Genomic DNA, 19237 nt, shown 5'->3' with positions numbered 1-19237 from the left:
GGCACTTCCCAAAACCCGGGCCCCCCCCCCCCCGCCCGGGGGGGCCCCCCCCGCGGGGGGGGGGGGGGGCGGGGGCGGGCGGGGGGGGGGGGGGGGGGGCCCCCCCCCCCCCCCCGCCGCTTCTCGGACTGGACGGCGGCCGGAGCAAGAGCCCGGCCCAGGCCACTCCCGCCCGCGCCGATGGTCACGCGATCACGGAATCGCCGACCGCATCGGCCTTGTGCGCGCTCTCGTTCAGGAAGGCCTTCAGCATCGCGCAGGCGGTCGCCGTGTCGCGCAACGTGCGCCCCATGTCACCCGTGAGCATCTGCAGTAAGAGCCCGTCGACCAGGGATATCGCCCCCCAGCACTGAGTGGAGCTCCTCGTCCGGGAGCGGTACGTCGACCCGGCGCAGGACGGCCTCCCGACGACTTGAGGAAGACGTCGTAGAAGCTGACGGAAAGCTCGGGGTCGTAGCGCTCGGTCCACAGCGTGACCTCGACCATTGCCCGCATCCGGACGGGGTTCTCCACGCTCCACCGCATGGCTCGCGTCAGGCACTGCTCGATGACGTGCCCCGGACTCGCGTCCTCGCCCTCCGGCAGATCGACGTCGACGGGTAGCTCCTCAAAAAGCTGCTCGAACACAGCCCGCCATCCCACACTCGCAGAGGAACCGACTCACTCATGTGAACCACTCCAACGTCGTGGTCCAGACATCTCCTCATGGCGAAGCAGGCGGCCGGCGCCGCACGCCTCCGGCCGTCCCGTTCCGGCGGAGGGCCCGACACGGGTGTCGGGCCCTCGGTGTGTCGCTCAGGCCCGAGCGACGCTCCTTTCGTCCGAGGCCGGCTCCGCACCCGTGGCCACGTTGTGGTCGTGCAGAGCGCGGTACGAGAGGAAGTACACGAAGAGCTGGGTTCCCCAGGTGGTGAGAGCGAAGATGTAGAAGACGGTGCCGTACTCGTCGTCGCCGGGGATCGGGAAGAAGTCGTACATGACGGCGATCGCGGTGGCCGCGGCGGTGGCCAGTGCGGCCCCGATGGCCAGGCCTCCGGCACGGATCTTCCAGAGGCGCCACGAGAGGTAGGCGAGGAACGCGGTGGAGACCGCGTTGACGACGACGTAGAACGTCGCCGACACGACGTGGAGCCCATGGCCGTGGAACTGCCGGAGATACAGCGCGGCGACGATGCCCAGCGCGAACACACCGATGTCGACCGCCAACGTGGGCTTGTACCGGTGCGTCACGCGCATCAGGCCCATGATGAGAATCAGGGAGACGCCCACCGATCGCGTGAAGGCATCAAGGAAATACGCGATGGAGTACATGGGGCTGCCCTCGTCGCCTCCGAGAACGGACCAGACGAGGAAGTTCGAGCCGGATACGGCGATGATGAACCACTCGAGACCGAGCAGGTAGTTGCCGTACCGCCGGATGAGTTTCCAGCCGTAGAAGAAGCCGACGAAGATCATCCAGATGTCTGCCAGCATGAGCAGCAGTTCTTTCATGGCGTGCGGTTCCTTTGGTCAGGCTCTCTCGGAGCGAGGAGTCGTGTTCAAGACGCGGTAGCTTCGGCCCGTCGGCCGGACCGGGCGCGTGAGGTCAGCACGGTCACCACGACGAGCAGGGCGAGAAGGCCGGAGATCCCGTAGCCGATGCCGTAGAGGCCCTTCGCGGCGACCTCGAGTCCGGTTCCGGGCACCGGGACCACGGACGCACTGAGGTTGACGCTGACCAGCGCCGTGCCGAGGGCGAAACCCACAGCCATGAAGGTGCCGGCGGCACCGGTGGCCATGCCGGCCTTCTCCTCGGGCACTGCCATCTGCACCAGGGTGAGGCTCGCGGTGTAGCCGATCCTGCATCCGAGACCGATCACGGCAGCGCCCACGAGGTAGTGCCAAGGCCGGTCGTGCGCCACGGCGAGCCAGGCGAGTCCCGCCGCGCTGATGAGCGCTCCGAGAATGAAGACGTGCACACCACGCCCGCTGAACAAGGCACGGTCGAGCACCGAACCACGCACCAGGAACGCAGCCGCGAAGGGCACCATGAGCCACGCGGTGTCCAGCGCGCTGAGCCCGAGTCCGTAGGCGTCCGCAGGGCGAAGGGCCTCGGAAGCGATCTGGGCGTACGTGCTGAGCAGGAGCAAGAAGGCCGAGTTCACCGCCGCGAACAACGCGCTGCACAGACACGAAGCGGTGACCAGGGGCGCCTTCATCAGTGCCACGTCGAACACCGCCGAGGACGACTTCCGCTCCACGCGCACCCAGGCGATGCCACCGACGATGCCGGCCACCAGCGGAATGAGCGCGGCGCTGCCCCACACGAGGCCCTGCGTCAGAGTGAGCAGGATGGCAGCGACCCACGCGATCATCCACACCGTGCCGAGCACTCCGATGCGGCGGGCGCGCTCGGCGGGCGGGGCGTGCGGGATCGTGGCGTAGGACGCAACGGTCGTGGCCGCACACGCGGCGGTGAGGATGACGAAGAAGCTTCGCAGCGACAGGTTCTCGACGATGAAGCCGCCGCCGATCATGCCGGCGACGATGCCGACGCCGGTGGCGATGACCAGGACAGCGACTCCCACCGGGATGCCGCTCTCGCCGAGACTGCGGCGCAGGAAACCGAGCGGGAGCAGCTGCGCCGCGCCACCGAAGCCCATCAGGGCGCAGCCGACCAGAAGGGTCGGATACGAGTCGCCGACGGCGGGGACGAGCGCGCCGACGGTGAGGAACGCGGCGGCCGCCACGGAGGTGTTCCGATCGCCGTGCACGTCGGCGAGGCGCGGCAGCAGGATGAAACCGGCTCCCCCGCCGAGGGTGAGCACCGAGTAGATCCATGTCGTGTCGGCCACTGTGGCGAGGTGGTACTGCGCTTGGATGACCGGCAGGAGCGGCGGCAGGACGAAGACGACCGCGTTGGTCAGGACGACCAGCAGCGCGGCTACGCCGATGAGCGCCCACTTGTTCTTCACGGGGCGCGAAGGCGCCTCGTGGGCGAGGCCGGCGGGCCGGTGGGTTTCTGTCATGGGTTTCTCCGGTTCCTGATCAGATGGGGCCCGGGCGCCCGGCGCCGATGGCGAGGCGGCCTTCATGGCCGAGCAGCTGCATGGGCGGCAGGGGTTTTCCTCGGGGCGCAGGAAAGCGAGGTCGTCGCCCGTCGAGAGCCCGTCGGTGATCACGCCGCGATCGCTCGTGATCACCTCGGTCGCGGCGCCCGCGAGGGCGTCGGCAGGAAAGCAGGGCAAGCTTGTTCTTGCCATGACAAGACCGCTCCGCCACAGGGGCGGCGCTCGGAGCGGCGCCGCCCCGTACGCTAGGACCAAGTTAGTCATCCGTTCAAGACGTACGACTAAGAAAATTCATGACCCGGCCACGGCGGTGCGTGGAACCCCGGCGGGAGGACCTGGGGGCGGGCGAGCGCTCCGCTCCGCAGGCAGAGGTCAGATCTTCACCGGATGGAAGGTCTCGACCAGCGGGTCACAGCCCGAACGCCAGCGGCGTGAGCTCGTGAGGCTCCAAAGACAGTTCGGTCCAGATCGTCTTGCCGGTCGGCGTGTAGCGGGTTCCCCAACGCTGCGTCAGTTGGGCGACGAGGAAGAGGCCGCGGCCTCCCTCGTCCTCCATCGCGGCTCGCCGCAGGTGCGGGGAGGTGTGGCCCCCGTCGGAGACTTCGACGATGAGTCCGCGTTCCCGGATCAGCCGCAGGCGGATCGGTGGGTGGCCGTAGCGGATCGCGTTGGTGACCAGTTCGCTGACGGCGAGTTCCACGGTGAACGATGCGCCCTCGTCGACTTCCCACCGTTCGAGCCGTTCACCGACCAGCGACCGTGCGCGGCCCACTTCGCCGGGGTCGGCGGGAATGTCCCAGGTGGACACCTGGTCCTCCGCGAGGGCGTGCATCCGGATCAGGAGCAAGGCGGCGTCGTCCTCCGGCGGCCGCGGCAGCAATGCGGCGGTGACCCTGTCGCAGAGGTGTTCCAGCGGGTCGCGCCCAGGGCGGGAAACCGCCTCGCACAGGGTACGAATCCCCGCCTCGATGTCCCGGTCCCGGCTTTCCACCAGTCCGTCGGTGTACAGCGCGAGCACCGCATCTTCCGGGACCTCGACCTCCGCACTCTCGAAGGGAAGGCCGCCCAGGCCCAGCGGCGGCCCGGCAGGAAGGTCGAGGAGTTCGGCCCGTCCACCGGGCGCGACCAGAACAGGAGGCGGGTGGCCCGCTCGGGCCATGACGCAGCGCCGCGAGACCGGGTCGTAGATCGAGTACAGGCAGGTGACGCCGAACGCCTGGTCCTCCGCCTCGTCCGCCGTCCGGACGGCACCGGCCTGCACCACCAAATCGTCCAGGCGGGCGAGAAGTTCCTCGGGCGCGAGATCGAGCGCCGCAAGGGCGGCCACGGTCGTACGCAGACGCCCCATGGTGGCGGCAGCGTTCATGCCATGGCCCGCCACGTCCCCGACCACGAACCCGACGCGCGCCCCGGACAGCGGGATGACGTCGTACCAGTCCCCACCGACACCCACCGGCCCCGCTGCCGGCAGATAGCGGTGGGCCAGCTCCACCCCGGCCGGCCGGGGCAGCGCGCGGGGCAGGAGGTCTTGCTGCAACGTCAGCGCGGTCGCGTGCTCTCGGGCATACCGGCGGGCATTGTCCACACACACTGCGGTGCGGGACGCCAATTCCTCGGCCAGCGCGACTTCCTCGGCATCGAAGGGATCACGCGGCGCGGACCGTACGAAGGCCACCACCCCCATGGCCACGCCCCGGGACTCCATCGGCACCACCAGAGCACCGGACGCCGGGTCGGAGACGGTCGCGCCGTCCGCGAGACACCTCGGACCTACCGCGTCCAGGGCCGCGGCCGCGATGTCACCGACCGCCGCGGCCCGGGCGTTCCGGGCCACCTCGCACAGCTCGGAACCGGCCTTGCGGCCGTTCGCCGGCACAGGGGGTTCCTGCCCGTTCAGCACCGCCGCGAACAGGTCGACCACGACCGCGTCCGCGAACTCCGGAACCACCAGATCGCCCAGCTCACCCGCCGTGCGCCGCATGTCCAGAGTCCCACCGATACTGGACCCCGCCCTGCTGAGCAACGCCAGGCGCTGCTGCGCCACGTAACGCTCGCTGATGTCCACGCCGGTCTCGCAGACCCCGACGGGCACCCCTTCCTCGTCGTTGAGCACGAAGTACGAGGCGGTCCAGACGTGCTCGCGCAGGGGCTCCAGCGGGGTGACGCTCCGGTAGCGCATGTCGATCACCGGTTCGCCGGTCCGTGCGACGCGTCGGATGATCTCCTCGACGTCCTGCACCTCACGGCCTTCGTCGTACAGGAGCGTCCCCTCCGGGAGGAGGCTCTTCTGGGACTTCCCTGCGCATTCCTCCACGCGGACGCCGAACTGCGCTTCGACCGCGTGGTTGAACCAGCGAATCCGGCCGTCCGTCTCGTAGATGGTGAGCAGGACGGGCGACTGGTGGTAGAGCCCGTCCGTCACGGCTCGATCGACGGCCCGCTCGCGCAGTTCTCTCGCGGGCATCGCCCGGACGAGCCAAGTAACCCCGGATGCGCCGTCGGACAGTCGACGGCAGTCGACGGCCACGTCGACGCGGTGCCCGTCACGGTGGCGTACCGACCGGATGTCCGGCGTCCGCCCACGACGCCTCCCGTCGGCGAACACGCCGACGCCGGTGTCCGCGTCGGCCAGGATCGCGTCGGCAGGACGTCCCGACACCTCATCCGGGCGATATCCGAACAGCGTCTCGGCCTCCCGGCTCCACCCTACGAGCCGCCGCTCGTCGTCCAGCAGCATGATCGCGTCATCGGCCGCAGCCACACCGGCGGAAAGACCGCCTCGTGAGGGTCCCGCGTCCGGGGGGTTGCTGAGCTCAGTCATGGCCGTTCCGAGTGTCCGGTGGTACGGAGCCGTGGCCTGTCCAATGTATCGCCGGATCTCGCACCTAGCCCATTTCCCTACGCTGATCGCATGATCCAGTCGATTGACCTTTACCAATCGACTGGATCATGCCAAGATCCCTGACCTCACACCAGCGGAGATTCGCCGTCCGCTGGCAGCTGTCCACCGACAATCTGCCGCACGGGGCGACCACTCGATGAACTAGTCACGATGGCGCCGCCGGCACCAGGCCAGAGCCCGCAGATGTCACTACACACGGCGCGGGCACTCGTTCACGGGACAAGCCGCACGAACCCGTCCCACGCCCGGCACCACCCCGCCGCACCCCCCCATCCCAAGCCGATGACCAGGCAAAAGATCAAAGTCTGGCTGGAGTACTAGACGTAAATCCCTCAGCACCAGACCGTAGCGACCGGGAGCACCACCCATGGGCGCACTGCTTTGCCCCTCAGATCACCTCAGCAAAGTCGTCGCGTACGGCCACGATCTCTCTGAAGACGGCGCATCCCGCCACTCCGCCCCCTATCTGCAACGGCAGCAGCGAGACCCGCCATCTGACTATGGGTCAGATAAGTCAGCAAAAGGTCAGCATCGATCCGATTGAACCCTGGCACACATGACTTGAGACGAGACTCGACACGCTCCCTCGCGAGCCCAGTGGACCTCCCCCTCTCGACCACAGGACCGGCAGCGGATCGGGGGTCCTGGCATCGCGGGCGCGAGGAGGAGCACGGCCCGCCCGCTCCCACGTTTGTCCAGGTCAGCGCACTCGCCCCGCGGCTTCAGCGGGGTGGCGGGCAGTTCCGGGGCGGTCAGGCGGGCACCGTCGTAGCCGTGGACCTCACCGAAGCGCGAGCCCTTCTCCCAGTCCTCTCGCGCCTGTACGATCTCGTCACCGGATCGGCCCACGAAGATCCACCACCACTTGATCAGTCGACGTTTCTGCAGGTCAGAGGCGTTCGCATCCGCCGAAGCAGCAAAAATCAGCATTGTCATGCCTCCGGGTAGCCCGATTCACCCGTAAATTGCCAGTTGACCCAAGCATGCCGGTCGGCATCACGCTGCGAACTGGGCCGCCGTGACGGGGCCGCCCCCGCCTGCCCGCCGTGGCCTGGGAGGTGGGGGCTGGTCAGCCCGGCTCACCGAACCGATAACCGGTCCCCCCACTCGGCGCGCCCCGACGGGAGCGCAGAACTGTCGGTAACAGCTCCGACACCGCCTCTCGCCAGGCTGAGGAGGGACTCCCTGACCGGCGGTGGCGTACGTCCGAGCCAGCGGAGGACCTGACAAGGAGCTGAGAGGCCCTCTACCCAGAGTGATCAAGCCCTGCAAAACTGGCGCGATGAGACGTGTGCACCTGGAAGCGGCTGAAGACCATGTCGAGCGTCTGGCGAGAGAGCACGATCCCGTGGGGGCCGTGAAGGAACTCATTTGGAACGCGCTGGACGCGGACGCCACCAAGGTCACGGTGACCATCGAGCGGTCGGCCACCGGTGCGGTGGACAAGGTCATGATTGCGGACGACGGGGAGGGCATCACCCCTGAGGGCTGCACGACCGCTTTCGAGAAGATCGGTGGTTCGTGGAAGAAGCATAGCCACACCACGGTCGGCGGCCGCCCCTTGCACGGCCGTGCTGGCCAAGGCCGTCTGCGCGCGTTCGCCCTCGGTGCTTTCATCAGGTGGACCACCGTTGCCAAGGGAATTGACGGCCTGCAGAAGACAACGGTGACGGCGCACAACGCCTCGCGCAACGACTTCCAGATCGGCGACTCCACGTCCACGGAGGAACCGACGGGAACACTGGTCGAGGCTTGGGGCCGGCAGTCGGTGGTTCTGGACCGCCTCACCGCCGATCGCGCGCGGAGTCTGCTGACGACGGAGTTCGCTCCATACCTGGCCAGGTATACCAAGGTCGAGATCGTCTTCGACGGGGAGAAGATCGACCCCACCGCGGTCATCCAGAAACACGCTGAGGAACGGATCGAGTTCGAGCACGACGGCGCTATGGAGACCGCTGTCGTCCGGATCATCGAATGGGACATGCGGGTGGAACGCGAGCTCCACCTGTGCGATGCCCTCGGTGTCCCCGTCGACATCACGGAGACGAGGATCCAGGCGCCCGGTTTCGATTTCACCACCTATGTCCTCTGGGACCGGATGACGGAGCACCGTGGTGACTTCCTGCTGGGTGAAGCCTCCGACGGTCCGGTGGCATCACTTCTGGCCGCCACGCGGGAACACCTGAGGTCGTACTTCCGGAAGCGGGCCGTAGAGCGCCGCAAGGAGGTGGTCGACCAGTGGAAGGACGCCGGCCTCTACCCGTACGACACAGAACCGACGAGCGAGGCCGAGAAGGTCGAGCGGGAGACGTTCGACATCGTGGCATCCACCATTCACCGCCATATGCCTCGGCCGGCGAAGCATCAGAAGGCCACGCTCGCCCTGCTGCGCGAATCGGTCAAGCACCAGCCGAGCAACGTGAACCGGATCCTCGACGAGGTCTTCCGCCTCACGAGTGACGACAAGTCGGAGCTCGATCGCCTGCTGAATCGTACGAGCCTGTCGAGCATCATCAGGGCGTCCACGAGCGTTGCGGACAGGTTGGACTTCCTCGCGGCCCTCTCGCACATGGTCTTCGATCCGGAGGTCAAGAAGCTCGTCAAGGAGAGGTCGCAGCTTCACAAGATCCTCGAGAACGAGACGTGGGTGTTCGGCGAGCACTACCAGTTGCTCGTGAGCGATCGCTCCCTCGACCAGGTGCTCGATCGCCACCTTGACCTTCTCGGGCGCGGCAACCGGAACCCTCAGCCCGTGTACCGGGAGGACGGATCGGTGGGGATCGTCGACCTCATGCTGTCGAGGTCCAGGCGCGAGCACGACCGGCAGCAGCATCTGGTCGTGGAGCTGAAGGCGCCCAAGGTCAAGGTGGGTGACAGGGAGCTCCAGCAGATCAAGAGCTATGCGCTGGCCGTGGTCGAGGACGCCCAGTTCGCGGACGTCAGAGCCGAGTGGGACTTCTGGCTCGTCACTTCAGAGATGAGCAAGGTCCTGCGCGCGGAGGCCAGGCAGGCGGGCAGGCCCCGGGGGTGCATCTGGGATCTGAAGGAGAACGAATACACCGTCCGCGTCTGGGTCAAGACGTGGTCCGAGCTGATCGATGAGAGCAAGGGCCGCCTGCAATACTTCAAGGAGCATTTCGACCATGACCCGTCGGTCGAGCAGGCGATCGACTACCTGCGCCACTCCCACCTCCCATACCTTCCGGACGCTCTGATTCCAGCTCCGCGTGAAGGGCAGACAGGCGATACCGGAGCCGGCGTCTCAGGCTTGACGGACGCAGCAGCGGATCTGGTGTGAAAGTAGGAGCGACGACAGCCCCCAGGCCACGGAGCCTTTTCCAACTTCACGCTAACGCGTGCTGAAGGACGAGAACGGCTTAGACGATCGCGGTGATGCGGTTGGTGCTGCAGTGGATCTTCCGCAGAAGGCGCCAGCCCTCCAGAGTGGCCATGACCTGCTCGCCGAGGCAACGGATCTTGTTGTGTGCTGTTGTGCCGACGCTGCCACCACTTGAGGCGACGGCCTCTGAACGGGACGCGGTGCCGGCTCCCTGGTACGCCTTGTCCGCCCAGCACTTCAGCTCGGCCGCGGCGAGCGCGTCGATGATCCCGTGTGGCCGTGCGGCGGTCAGGTCGTGGACGGACCCGGTCAGGGCGGGTGACGTCCACAGCAGCCGCCCGAACGGATCGGTGAGGACCTGGACGTTCATGCCGTGGCGCTTGTGTCTCCCGGCGTAGTACGGGGTGTCGGCGGCGATCCGGTCGATCGGCAGGACGGTGCCGTCCAAAATCACGAACACCTTGGTCCGGATGGTAGTCATCGCCTCGGTCAGGGTCGAGGCGAGCAGGGCCTGTGTCAGTCCGTGGGCAGACGCCGCCAGCGCGTTCCGACCTCCCGCCGCCGGGCATGCAGCTGAGCGCTCAGGTAGCGCAGGGTGCGGCTGGATAGATCAATCGATCGACGACGGGTAGACAAGCGCGCGACTCCTGTGAGGCACCGTCGATTTTGGTCGGGACACTTCATCGCGCTGCAGAGCCGCTCAAGTGACTTGCAGCGTACGCACGGCCCGCTCAAGACCGTCGCGGCCTCGCACATCCTGCTGAAGTTCGCGGATCTGGTCCCGAGTCTTCTGCCCCTCCTCCTTCGTGGTCTGCAGCCCCCAGCTACCGACGAGAAGGGCCGCCTGCGAGGGATCGGCGGCACGCACCGACTCCTCCATTACGATCCACAGCACCTGCAGCGCATTGCCACGGCGTGCCTCAGCACTGCCGCCGGGCATCATGTACGCGAGGCGTCCAGCCGCCTGGTCTAGCGATACCTCACTGCATGTGCGCAGCTGTTCACCGGTGTCCTTGCGCGCCAGCCAGATTCGCAGCGACTTCGCAGTCACTGGAATCCCGGCATCAGTGGCCCGCTTGGCCGCGGCACGCGCCACCCTGGGCCTGCGAATGACCTTTGTGAACCCGCTCAGCGCGAGCTTGCCAGCCCACGGCGTGGCCGCCTTCGCCAGAAGCGCGGAAGTCAACAGAGCCATATGTCCTCCCCGGACACAGCGCAGGGTCACACGCCCCAGGCCCTCACGGACGGACCCTATAGCCGGCGTCTGACATTGAGCACTCGAGGCACAGGAAGCAGCATGGCGTCACGCCACCCGACTCGCGAAGTACTTAAGCGCCGTACGTACGTGAGTCGAATCCATGCCACCGGGGCAGACCTGAGCCGAATCCGAGGCATGGACCGACTGGGTGGCAGCCACCGTCGAGCGTCTCGACCCGCTGAAGCCACCACCCAGCCTGCCCGACATCCCCGAACTACGAGCCGACGACCTGAAGCCCATCCTCGGGCGCTGGAGTTCCCTACGACCCCTGAGACGACATCCGCCCCAGCATCACGGACCGTCACCCCCGGCATTCGGCGTTCTCGGTGAGGTCCCAGCCGAGCAGGCGCATGCCGAAGCCGTGGGCGATCCTGGCGAAGGCGGTGCCGATCTTGCCCGTGCCCAGGACGCCGGCGGTACGGCCGTGTCAGGGAATCGAATTCCCGGGTCCGGCCCGTCGCCCGGACCAAGCGGCGGTTCACCGCGAGGGCCAAGGCCCAGGCGAACTCGGCCACGGCGTAGGGGGAGTAATACGACACCGGGCCACACCGATGCCGAGCCTGCGGGCCTCATCGACGTCGATGTTGTTGTAGCCCGTGGAGCGCTGAACGATCATCCGTGTCCCGCCCTGGGCGAGGAGCCGCAGAACCCATGCGTCCAGCGCGTCGTTCACGCTGCTGCTGACGATCTCGTACCCGGTGGCCGTCGCCGCGGTGTCCTCGTTGAGGAACACTCCAGGCAGCGGACACGGCGCCGTCCCTCAAGCGCCGCCTCCAGCAGCGGACGGCTCGTCGGGCAGCACCCCGTGCGCGACGATCTGAGCCATGGCCTTGCTCCTCTCCAGTGGCGGCTGCGCAAGACGTCCAACGCCGGGCAGTCGTTAGACACCAAGGACGGCACCGGGCAGTGCCGATACGACCGTGGCCGCCGCGCACCCCTTACGTCCATCGCCACACCAGCTCCTCCGCATCAGGATCGACCTGCCAGGTCGCCAGTACAGTCGCCGACACGAGAAGTTCTAGCTCATCTTCCAGCGATCTTCCGTTGAGCCCGGAAATGCGGCTCATCTGCGCGCTATGGACCAAGCCACCCTCTCCGGCATCGTCCGTGAACGCCTTGAGCCCAACCAGTAGGAGCCGGCCAGCCGGGTTGAGTTCGCGTAGTCGAGTCGGTCGAGCAGTACGAAGTGCCCAATCGGCGGCGCGGCGACGGACTACCCGGCCACGCATTCGGCCCACGGGATCGGTGAGTCTGCCTACGTACACGCCAAGGTTCACATCAGGCGTGATGAACCGGAAATCCACGAGTTCCTGCCACGCGCACTCCGGCGATCGTTCCCCCATGCCCCGCACAAGCCCGACGGGGAGACCGACGTCTCCGTAGGAAGTCGCGCGTAGTAGGGACTGGAGCGCGAGAAGACGCGCTACGGGTGTCGTGGCGAGAGGCAGCGAGGAGGCCAGATAGTTCAGCATCTGGCCGACCAGTTCACGGTCGGCGGAGAGAGATGGCCTCCGCGCCACCACAGCGCGGGGCGGGCGATGGGACGGTGCGGCCAGCCGTGTCGGTGGCACGACCGAGGCGTGCGCCATGGAGTGCGCGCAGGCAGTGCAGGCATCGGTGAGCCGCCATCGACGTCCCCCGCGTTCGCGGGCGAGTACCAGGAGCACCGGACCCGCGCAGCCACGGTGGCGGGGGTGCCAGCGGCAGCCTCGGTCATGGCACTGACACGTCCTCAGGTGTGGGGGCAAAGGATACGCACGGGCGTGCTGCGCGAGGTGCGCGAGTGCAGCGGCCCGCGCGGACCTTCCTTCGACCGCCTGAGGCTTCGATGAGCACTGAGGGCATGTGAGGACCGGACCTTCGGGAAGTGGACGCAGTTCCACGATCCACGTGCGCGGTGCCGCAGGGCGTGTGGTGCACAGCCTCATCAGCCTCCGTCTCCTTTCTGCACCCTCTGCTCGACCGCGCCGGAGGGCTTCGCTTTGGCGAGTGTCGCGACGGGCGCACACCGTAGTGCAGACCTCTGCCCTTCGATGGCCTCCTCACCACGGCACAAATAGGGCAGACCTCTGCACTGACAGCATGGGCTGACGCATCATCGGATGGGCGAGTGACGATCTTGCCGCCCGAGCCGAACTTCGAAGCTCTACGCCTTCGACTCGCGCGCCTGAGGGACGAGCGCGGCTGGTCCTACGACGATCTCGCCGAGAAAACCGGCAAGTCCCGACGCACACTCATCGAGATCGAGCAGGGGCGCACCATCGGATCGCTCGACACTTGGCACGCGCTCGGCCACGCCTTCGAGGTCGACTTCGCGGACCTCTTCGCCACCCTTTGCGAGGGCCACTCCCAACCTGGCAGCACTGCCGAGTAGCGCCCCCCGCGACCGCAGCAACATCACCCGAATCGACTAGAGAGCGGGAACAAGCGACCGAACTCTCGAATCCCTGCACGTAGGAAATGCGCCAGTCGGGCGAACTGGCAGCAGCGATCACCGAAAGACCGGTGTGTTGGCTGGATCCTTCCGGCATGCGCTCCACTCGCACGGGCCGTCATTGGGACGGCACCCCCGTCTTCACCCGCCACCGCCGCACGTTGGTCATCGCCCCCGACAGTCCCAGCCGACTGCTGGGCGCCGGCCAGTGCTCTCGCTGCCGGGAATGCGGCAACAAGATCGAATGGCACAACGCGGCGGGCCATCGATACGTCAGCCTGCATCCCGGCGAAGTACCGTCCGCGCACGCTCCTGTCGACCATCGCTGGCATCTCGCGTCTGGGGTCGCCCATCCGACCGACGGCGGCGGCCGGTGGTGCCGTCTCGCCCACGTGGTTCTGTGCCCTGCCCGCGCCGAACCGGGGACACTGCACTCTCCGCTCGAGGACCTCAGGCGGTGTCTGGCACTCAACACTCGTCGTCTCACCGATACCGGAGCCTTCGTCCCCCTCTCCGCCTCTGAGACGAGGCGAAACGAGGCGAACACATGTCGGCCTCTGCGCCCCGTCGTGCAACTCCTCTACACCCGATACATCGGCGCCGTACCGATCGAGGACATCCAGTGCGTCGCGCAGACGACACGCCAGAAGCGCTGTACGCATCGTCTCCTGTCCCACGGAACGCCCGGCGGACATTGGACCCTCATGCCCGCATCTCCTCATCGCCGGAGCCATCAACGGCTCGACCTGCCCGCATCTGACTTCGCCGTGTATGACCTCGGCCGCCTCCCCTACAGCGAACAAGTGCGTTGGCAAACCCAACGTTGCCCCACGCACGCCGTCACAACCGGAGCGCCGGACTTGGCCATGGTCGACTGGGAACTCTTCGACCCAGTGGTTCACCACGCGCACCTTGCCACCCGGCTGCCGGCCGAGACCTTCCAACTCCCCTAGGACGACGGCGGTCAACACCGCCTGGCGTCACCCCTCCGCCTGACCCCATCACCCGATCCGGAGCACACCCCCGTTGTTCACCCCCACCGACGAGCAGACACACGCGGCCGACCACTTCAACGCCGGCCACCACATGGCCCTCCAGGCAGGAGCCGGCACCGGAAAGACCTCCACCCTCGCCCTCCTCGCCCGCGGTACCAAGCGCCGCGGACGCTACCTTGCCTACAACCGCGCCATCGCCCAGGAAGCCGCCACACGTTTCCCCTCCACCGTCACCTGTAAGACGGCCCACGCCCTCGCCTACGCGGCCCTCGGCCACCAGTACTCACGCCGACTCGGCGCACCACGTCGGCCCGCCTGGCGGACCGGACAGGACCTCGGAATCAACAAACCGGTCCGCATCGCAGGCCACACGCTCACCCCCACCACGGTGTCCAACACCGTCCTGCGCACCGTGACTCGCTTCTGCCACTCTGCGGACGCTGACCTCTTGCCGCGCCACGTCCCACTCCTCCGCGGCATGACTGATTCGGAGCATCATCAAGAATTCGCCGCCCTCATCACTCCCTACGCCGAGAAGGCCTGGGCCGACCTGCAGAACCCCGACGACGGCGTAGTCCGCTTCGACCCCGACCATTTTCTCAAGATCTGGTCATTGACCAACCCGAAGATTCACGCAGATTTTCTCCTCCTCGACGAAGCCCAGGACACCAACCCCGTCGTCGAGCAGGTCTTCGACAACCAGCGCCACCACGCTCAGCTCGTCATGGTCGGAGACTCCGCCCAGGCCATCTACCAGTGGCGCGGCGCCAAAGACGTCATGGCGGGCTTCGACGGAGTCCCCCTCAGTCTTTCCCTCTCCTTCAGATTCGGTCCTGTCCTCGCCGAAGAGGCCAACCGGTGGCTTTCCATCGCCAGATCACCACTGCGCCTACGAGGCAGCACCACCGAGGCCACCGATCTCCAACCGGTCGCCACTCCGGACGCGATCCTCTGTCGTACCAACGTGGGAGCCATGCAACACGTCATGGAGCTCCTGTCAGCCGGCTGTCACGTGGCACTCCTAGGAGGGGGCGACAGTCTCCGCTCCCTGGCCCTCGCAGCCCAACAACTCCAGGAAGGCCGCCCCACCAACCACCCCGAGCTCGTCCTCTTCCCCACCTGGGGAGCCGTCCAGGACTACGCCTCGCACGACCCCTCCGGACGTGATCTGCAGCCCCTGGTGGATCTTGTCGACACCCATGGCACGCAAGCCATCCTCGCTGCTGTCAACCAGCTGAGCCGCGAGTCACAGGCCGAGATCATCGTGTCCACCGCCCACAAGGCCAAAGGAAGGGAGTGGAATGCCGTGAAGATCGCCGCCGACTTCGCACCGCCGAAGGACACTGACGAACAAGACGACGCTGGACGACCTGTCCCCGGTCCCATCGAGCCGGGCGAGGCACGTCTTGCATACGTCGCCGTAACTCGCGCCCGCCGCAGGCTCGACATCGGCGGGTTGGGCTGGATCCATGACCACCCCCAAGGCCGACCCTGAAAGCGTCAGCGGTCCAGTGGTCACACGCCACCAGGCCGCTGCACGACAGGAGGCGGCGACGTCGGCCTCGCCAGAGCGTTGGTCCAGTTCGACGAAACACCAGTCGTCTGGACCGCGCAGCCCTGCGGCCCCTCACACGACGACCTGACCAGTTCACGACGCAGCGGGATTCTGAGCGGCGGGCCCCCCTGGCAGCCTCCACGGACCGCCACGACCATCGCCCTACGGTTGTCCACAACCTGCTCCGATGATCCCCCGAAAGGGTGCAGCAGCAAGCACCTTCCGCTCACGTTTGATCGCGCACGCCGTGGCGCCAGCACTCGGCCAAGCCTCATCGCGCCGATCCGACAGCTGCGATCACGCCTCCCCGTAGCCATACGTCTCCACCAGAGCACGGACCCCGTCGAGGTCGTGATGTCTCGCCATTGCGGGCTCCCTCCCCTTTACCACACTTCGCTACCTCGGGTGTGCGGTCGTCCGGGAGGATTTGCAACTCGAGATTCCGGCTCACGATGATTCGGGAAACTGCTGCTGCATCACTGCGAGTACGAGACACATGGCGCCCCAGACCCTTCTGCACGATGCGGTATCGGCTACCGCAACCGCCACACCGCTGTGGTCGGACGTCTCAGATCTCACCGACCTTGCCCGTATCCGAAGCATCTCCCCCTATGCGGTCGCCCACCTGGTAAAGCCGCCAGACTGGAGTTCGAGGTGGACAACCGCCTGGCGCTTGGGGCGTGACCTCGTCGACTTCTCAGTCAGGGAAACTCATCACGTGGACATGCTCTCCAGTGTCCCGGTGCGACGTTTCACGTGGCGCACGGGACAATGGCATCGGCCCGGCCTTGAATACCTTGTGAGTACGCAACGTCACCACGGCTTTGAGAGTCACGAGGAAGAGCTATTCCTGCTGACCGCGGACTTCACCGGAATCCTGCTGGAGGCCCTGGCCCAGCCATTTCGGATGTGCTTCGACACCGCTGAAGGAAGAGTTGAGCACACGCCCGACTTTCTGCTGCTCATGAGGGGCATCCCGTTCCTGATCGACGTCCGTCCCGCACACCGGATCTCCTTCGACGACGAGGTCAAGTTCGCGGCGAGTGCGGAGATCGCGCTGGCTATGGGTTGGAACTACGCAGTGGTGACGGGCTGGCGTGATCACGTAGTGGGTCTCGTCGACTCGCTCTCCGCCGGTCGCAGGGAACTCTCCGACCCGTTGGGGCTGCAGCCTCAGATGTTGGCCGCCGCGGCTGAGGGACCACAGCCGTTCGGTGAATTGGTGGAGCGCTGCAGTCTCCCGGCCGTGGGCCGGGCTCACGCGGTACATCTGCTTTGGCATCGCCGCCTCGGCGTGGAAATGTCGGGACCGCTCAGGGATTCCAGCATGGTGCGCCTGTCGCCGGCGCGCCAACTGGCAGTGGGGCGCTGGTGACTGCGGCGTCCTGGGACCTTTCGGTGGGCAGTGAGCTCATCGTCAACGGAGTTCCCTGGCAAGTGGCGAAGTTCCAGCCGGAGGCGGGGAAGATCGTCCTTCACCAGTCTGACGGCACGCCGTGGCAGACGACCGTGCGGGAGTTGATGCATCATCCGGCGGTGCGTCCTTCCACTCGTACGCGCAAAGACCTTCCAGCCGCCTCTCGCGGCCGACAGCCCAAGTCCATGCTCGATCTGCCGGCGGACAAGCACAGACTGGCCATGCTGCGGGTAGAGCATCTGCACGAGGTCGAAACCGGGTTTCGCAGCGGCGATCCTTTCAGAGCCCTGCCGTGGGAACCGAAGCCGGACTACGACCCGGACGTCACGACTCTTACCGAGCGTCGGCACGCCAAGGTCCGCGAATTGCGCCAGGCCGCCGTCGCCCACCCATGTCAGGCGGCAGAACAGAGGCTGGACAAGGTCAGCTACCGCACCCTGGTCCGCTGGGGCCTGGGTCTGCGTAAGTTCGGGCCGGTGGGATGCGCCAATGACAGGTGGCTGCGCGAGGCGACGGGGCACCGCATCACGCCCGAGGTACGCGAAGCAATCCTCGCGGTGCGCCACGAAACACTGCACCGATCCAAGCTCACGGGCAAGGACCGTGAGCGGCTGATCCATCAGTACGTGCGAGAGGAGTTCGGCAAGGAGGCAGAAGAGAAGATCCCGAGCTATGAAACGCTGCGCGTGTTGTGGCAGGAGTGGTTCGGTTCCTCCGGGGCCCGTCAGCGCTATGCGGTGTCGGCTGCCCGGGCTCAGGAAGTGGCGACCGGTCGTCATGTGGTGGTGAGCCGCCCGGGCCAGGTCGTGGCCCTCGATACGACGGTCCTGCCTGTCAAGGTGCGCGAGAACGTGTTCGGCGATCCGGTGAACGTACACCTGTCGCTGGCACTCGACGTCTACACCCACTCGATCGTCGCCTTCCGGCTCACGCTCGTCTCAGACACCTCGGTGGACATCGCCATGATCCTGCGCGATGTGATGATGCCTTTGCCGATGCGCCCCGACTGGGGCGAGGACATGGAGTGGGCCTACCCGGGAGTCCCCAGCACCGTCGTCACCGAATTCGCCGGCCACAAGACCGCAGGGCTGCCGTTCTTCTCTCCCGAGACCGTCACCACCGACCACGGTTCCGTCTACAAGAATCATCACCTTGTCGAAGTGCAGCGTGTGATCGGCGCGAACGTCCGCCCCAGCCGCGTCCTGCGGCCGACGGACAAGCAGGCCGTGGAGCGGGCCTTCGGCGCGATCCAGTCACTGCTGTTCCGGATCCTTCTGGGATATCAGGGAATCGATGCGGCAGACCGGGGGCTCAATCCAGAAGCTGACGCCTGCCTGACCGTCGCTGAGATGGAGCACCTCATCGCCACCTGGATCGTGAAGATCTGGCAGAACCGCAGGTTCGGATCCTACGCGCCCAGCTGGGACCCGTTAGGGGACCACAGCCCGAACTCGCTGTTCGCCGCCTCCATGGCGCAGGGAGGCTTCGCCTTGCAGATCCCCTCTGCCGACCTCTACTACAAGCTGCTCCCCCAGCACCGGGTGACGATTCACGGGCGCCGAGGCGTGAAGATCAAGAACCTGTGGTACGACGGGCCGGCTCTTGACGACTGGCGGTTCCGCCGGTCGGGCCGGGGCGGGGTGGCGAAGAACAAGTACGTGTTCCACCGGGACCCGCGTGATCCCTGCAATGTGTACTTCCAGGATCCGCTGACCCACGAGTGGCACCAGTTGCGGTGGGTTGGGCTGCCCGAGGAGGGGCAAGTGCCCGCCTTCAGCGATGCACGGGTACGGCAGGTCATGCGCGACCTCAGGGGCCAGGGTCTCGCTCCGAAGTCGGACAAGGAACTCCTACCCGTGCTGCTGGACCTGATCGGCGCCAAGGTGCCAGTGGAACAGTGGCCGACCCGGCTGACCAAAGCGCAGCGCACCGAGATCGCGCGGGAGGAGGCACAGGCGGCCTCAGCTGCAGCGGACCGGCCCCATACGCCCCTGCCGGGCGCAGGGAGCGCACGTCCTGCCCCACGCGTGCCACATCCGAGTGAGCCTAGTGACAATGTCGTCGAACTGCCTTGGCAGCGGCGCGTCGAGCAAGGCCAGCTCGCCATCGACGTCGAGCGGCGTCGGCGCCGTGAGGCGGGCGCACATCAGCCCGCTCCCTCCGCATCCCTCAGCCAGCGGCTGCGCGGCACCAGCCTCATGGACCTCATCGACGAGGCCACGGGCCCTCATGTCCTCGACAACTCCCATGATGCTGAAGAGAACCACTGACCATGTCCGTCCCTTC

The 19237-nt window shown here is 66.8% G+C and carries 10 protein-coding genes and 3 pseudogenes; 6 read left to right on the top strand and 7 right to left on the bottom strand.

All coding sequences use genetic code 11. The features are described 5' to 3' along the window. Positions 1-795 precede the first annotated feature (795 nt). From ACF08N_RS32395 to ACF08N_RS32380, 4 genes and pseudogenes are all read right to left on the bottom strand, one after another. Positions 796-1491: a transporter gene (locus ACF08N_RS32395; RefSeq protein ID WP_392328288.1), complete on the bottom strand. Its 696-nt coding sequence runs from the start codon at positions 1489-1491 to the stop codon at positions 796-798. Between the two features lie 47 nt (positions 1492-1538). Beyond that, a complete protein-coding gene (locus ACF08N_RS32390; RefSeq protein ID WP_392328287.1) occupies positions 1539-3008 on the bottom strand; it encodes an MFS transporter in 1470 nt (489 codons plus the stop codon). Between the two features lie 451 nt (positions 3009-3459). After that, positions 3460-5988, bottom strand: coding sequence for a SpoIIE family protein phosphatase (locus ACF08N_RS32385; protein ID WP_392328286.1), 2529 nt, complete (start codon positions 5986-5988; stop codon positions 3460-3462). 675 nt (positions 5989-6663) lie between these two features. After that, positions 6664-6810 (bottom strand): annotated as a pseudogene (locus tag ACF08N_RS32380) (pirin family protein); the annotation flags it as partial. Positions 6811-7234: 424 nt separating this feature from the next. On the opposite strand from ACF08N_RS32380, the gene ACF08N_RS32375 reads away from it, so the two are divergent. After that, a complete protein-coding gene (locus ACF08N_RS32375; RefSeq protein ID WP_392328285.1) occupies positions 7235-9250 on the top strand; it encodes an ATP-binding protein in 2016 nt (671 codons plus the stop codon). A 79-nt stretch (positions 9251-9329) separates the two neighbouring features. Here ACF08N_RS32375 and ACF08N_RS32370 read toward each other — a convergent pair. From ACF08N_RS32370 to ACF08N_RS32360, 3 genes and pseudogenes are all read right to left on the bottom strand, one after another. After that, a pseudogene (locus ACF08N_RS32370) lies at positions 9330-9976 on the bottom strand (transposase family protein). Between the two features lie 16 nt (positions 9977-9992). After that, complete coding sequence (locus ACF08N_RS32365) at positions 9993-10487, bottom strand: hypothetical protein (protein ID WP_392328284.1); 495 nt, start codon at positions 10485-10487, stop codon at positions 9993-9995. A gap of 373 nt (positions 10488-10860) precedes the next feature. Then, positions 10861-11376 (bottom strand): annotated as a pseudogene (locus tag ACF08N_RS32360) (NAD(P)-dependent oxidoreductase); the annotation flags it as partial. Between the two features lie 1284 nt (positions 11377-12660). Here ACF08N_RS32360 and ACF08N_RS32355 point away from each other — a divergent pair. The 5 genes from ACF08N_RS32355 to ACF08N_RS32335 all read left to right on the top strand — a co-directional run bounded on the left by ACF08N_RS32355 (position 12661) and on the right by ACF08N_RS32335 (position 19221). Then, complete coding sequence (locus ACF08N_RS32355) at positions 12661-12924, top strand: helix-turn-helix transcriptional regulator (protein ID WP_392328283.1); 264 nt, start codon at positions 12661-12663, stop codon at positions 12922-12924. 86 nt (positions 12925-13010) lie between these two features. Beyond that, the gene (locus tag ACF08N_RS32350; RefSeq protein WP_392328282.1) at positions 13011-13937 is read left to right on the top strand and encodes a DUF6083 domain-containing protein; all 927 of its coding nucleotides are present in this window, start codon (positions 13011-13013) and stop codon (positions 13935-13937) included. Positions 13938-14010: 73 nt separating this feature from the next. Continuing rightward, on the top strand, positions 14011-15474 hold the full coding sequence (locus ACF08N_RS32345) for a UvrD-helicase domain-containing protein (protein WP_392328281.1): 1464 nt from the start codon (positions 14011-14013) through the stop codon (positions 15472-15474). A 778-nt stretch (positions 15475-16252) separates the two neighbouring features. Next, the gene (locus ACF08N_RS32340; RefSeq protein WP_392328280.1) at positions 16253-16909 is read left to right on the top strand and encodes a TnsA-like heteromeric transposase endonuclease subunit; all 657 of its coding nucleotides are present in this window, start codon (positions 16253-16255) and stop codon (positions 16907-16909) included. Positions 16910-16971: 62 nt separating this feature from the next. After that, positions 16972-19221: a transposase gene (locus ACF08N_RS32335; RefSeq protein ID WP_392328279.1), complete on the top strand. Its 2250-nt coding sequence runs from the start codon at positions 16972-16974 to the stop codon at positions 19219-19221. The last annotated feature ends 16 nt before the right edge of the window (positions 19222-19237 follow it).

Source organism: Streptomyces sp. NPDC015127 (genome assembly GCF_043080095.1).
Lineage (GTDB): Bacteria > Actinomycetota > Actinomycetes > Streptomycetales > Streptomycetaceae > Streptomyces.
The sequence above is the reverse complement of the archived record's forward strand: the minus strand, read 5'-3'. Positions and strand labels throughout refer to the sequence as shown.

Excerpts from the sequence above, each read along its gene's own strand:
- ACF08N_RS32395 (WP_392328288.1), bottom strand. The coding sequence starts at position 1,491 with ATGAAAGAACTGCTGCTCATGCTGGCAGACATCTGGATGATCTTCGTC.
- ACF08N_RS32390 (WP_392328287.1), bottom strand. The coding sequence starts at position 3,008 with ATGACAGAAACCCACCGGCCCGCCGGCCTCGCCCACGAGGCGCCTTCG.
- ACF08N_RS32375 (WP_392328285.1), top strand. The coding sequence starts at position 7,235 with ATGAGACGTGTGCACCTGGAAGCGGCTGAAGACCATGTCGAGCGTCTG.
- ACF08N_RS32365 (WP_392328284.1), bottom strand. The coding sequence starts at position 10,487 with ATGGCTCTGTTGACTTCCGCGCTTCTGGCGAAGGCGGCCACGCCGTGG.
- ACF08N_RS32350 (WP_392328282.1), top strand. The coding sequence starts at position 13,011 with ATGCGCCAGTCGGGCGAACTGGCAGCAGCGATCACCGAAAGACCGGTG.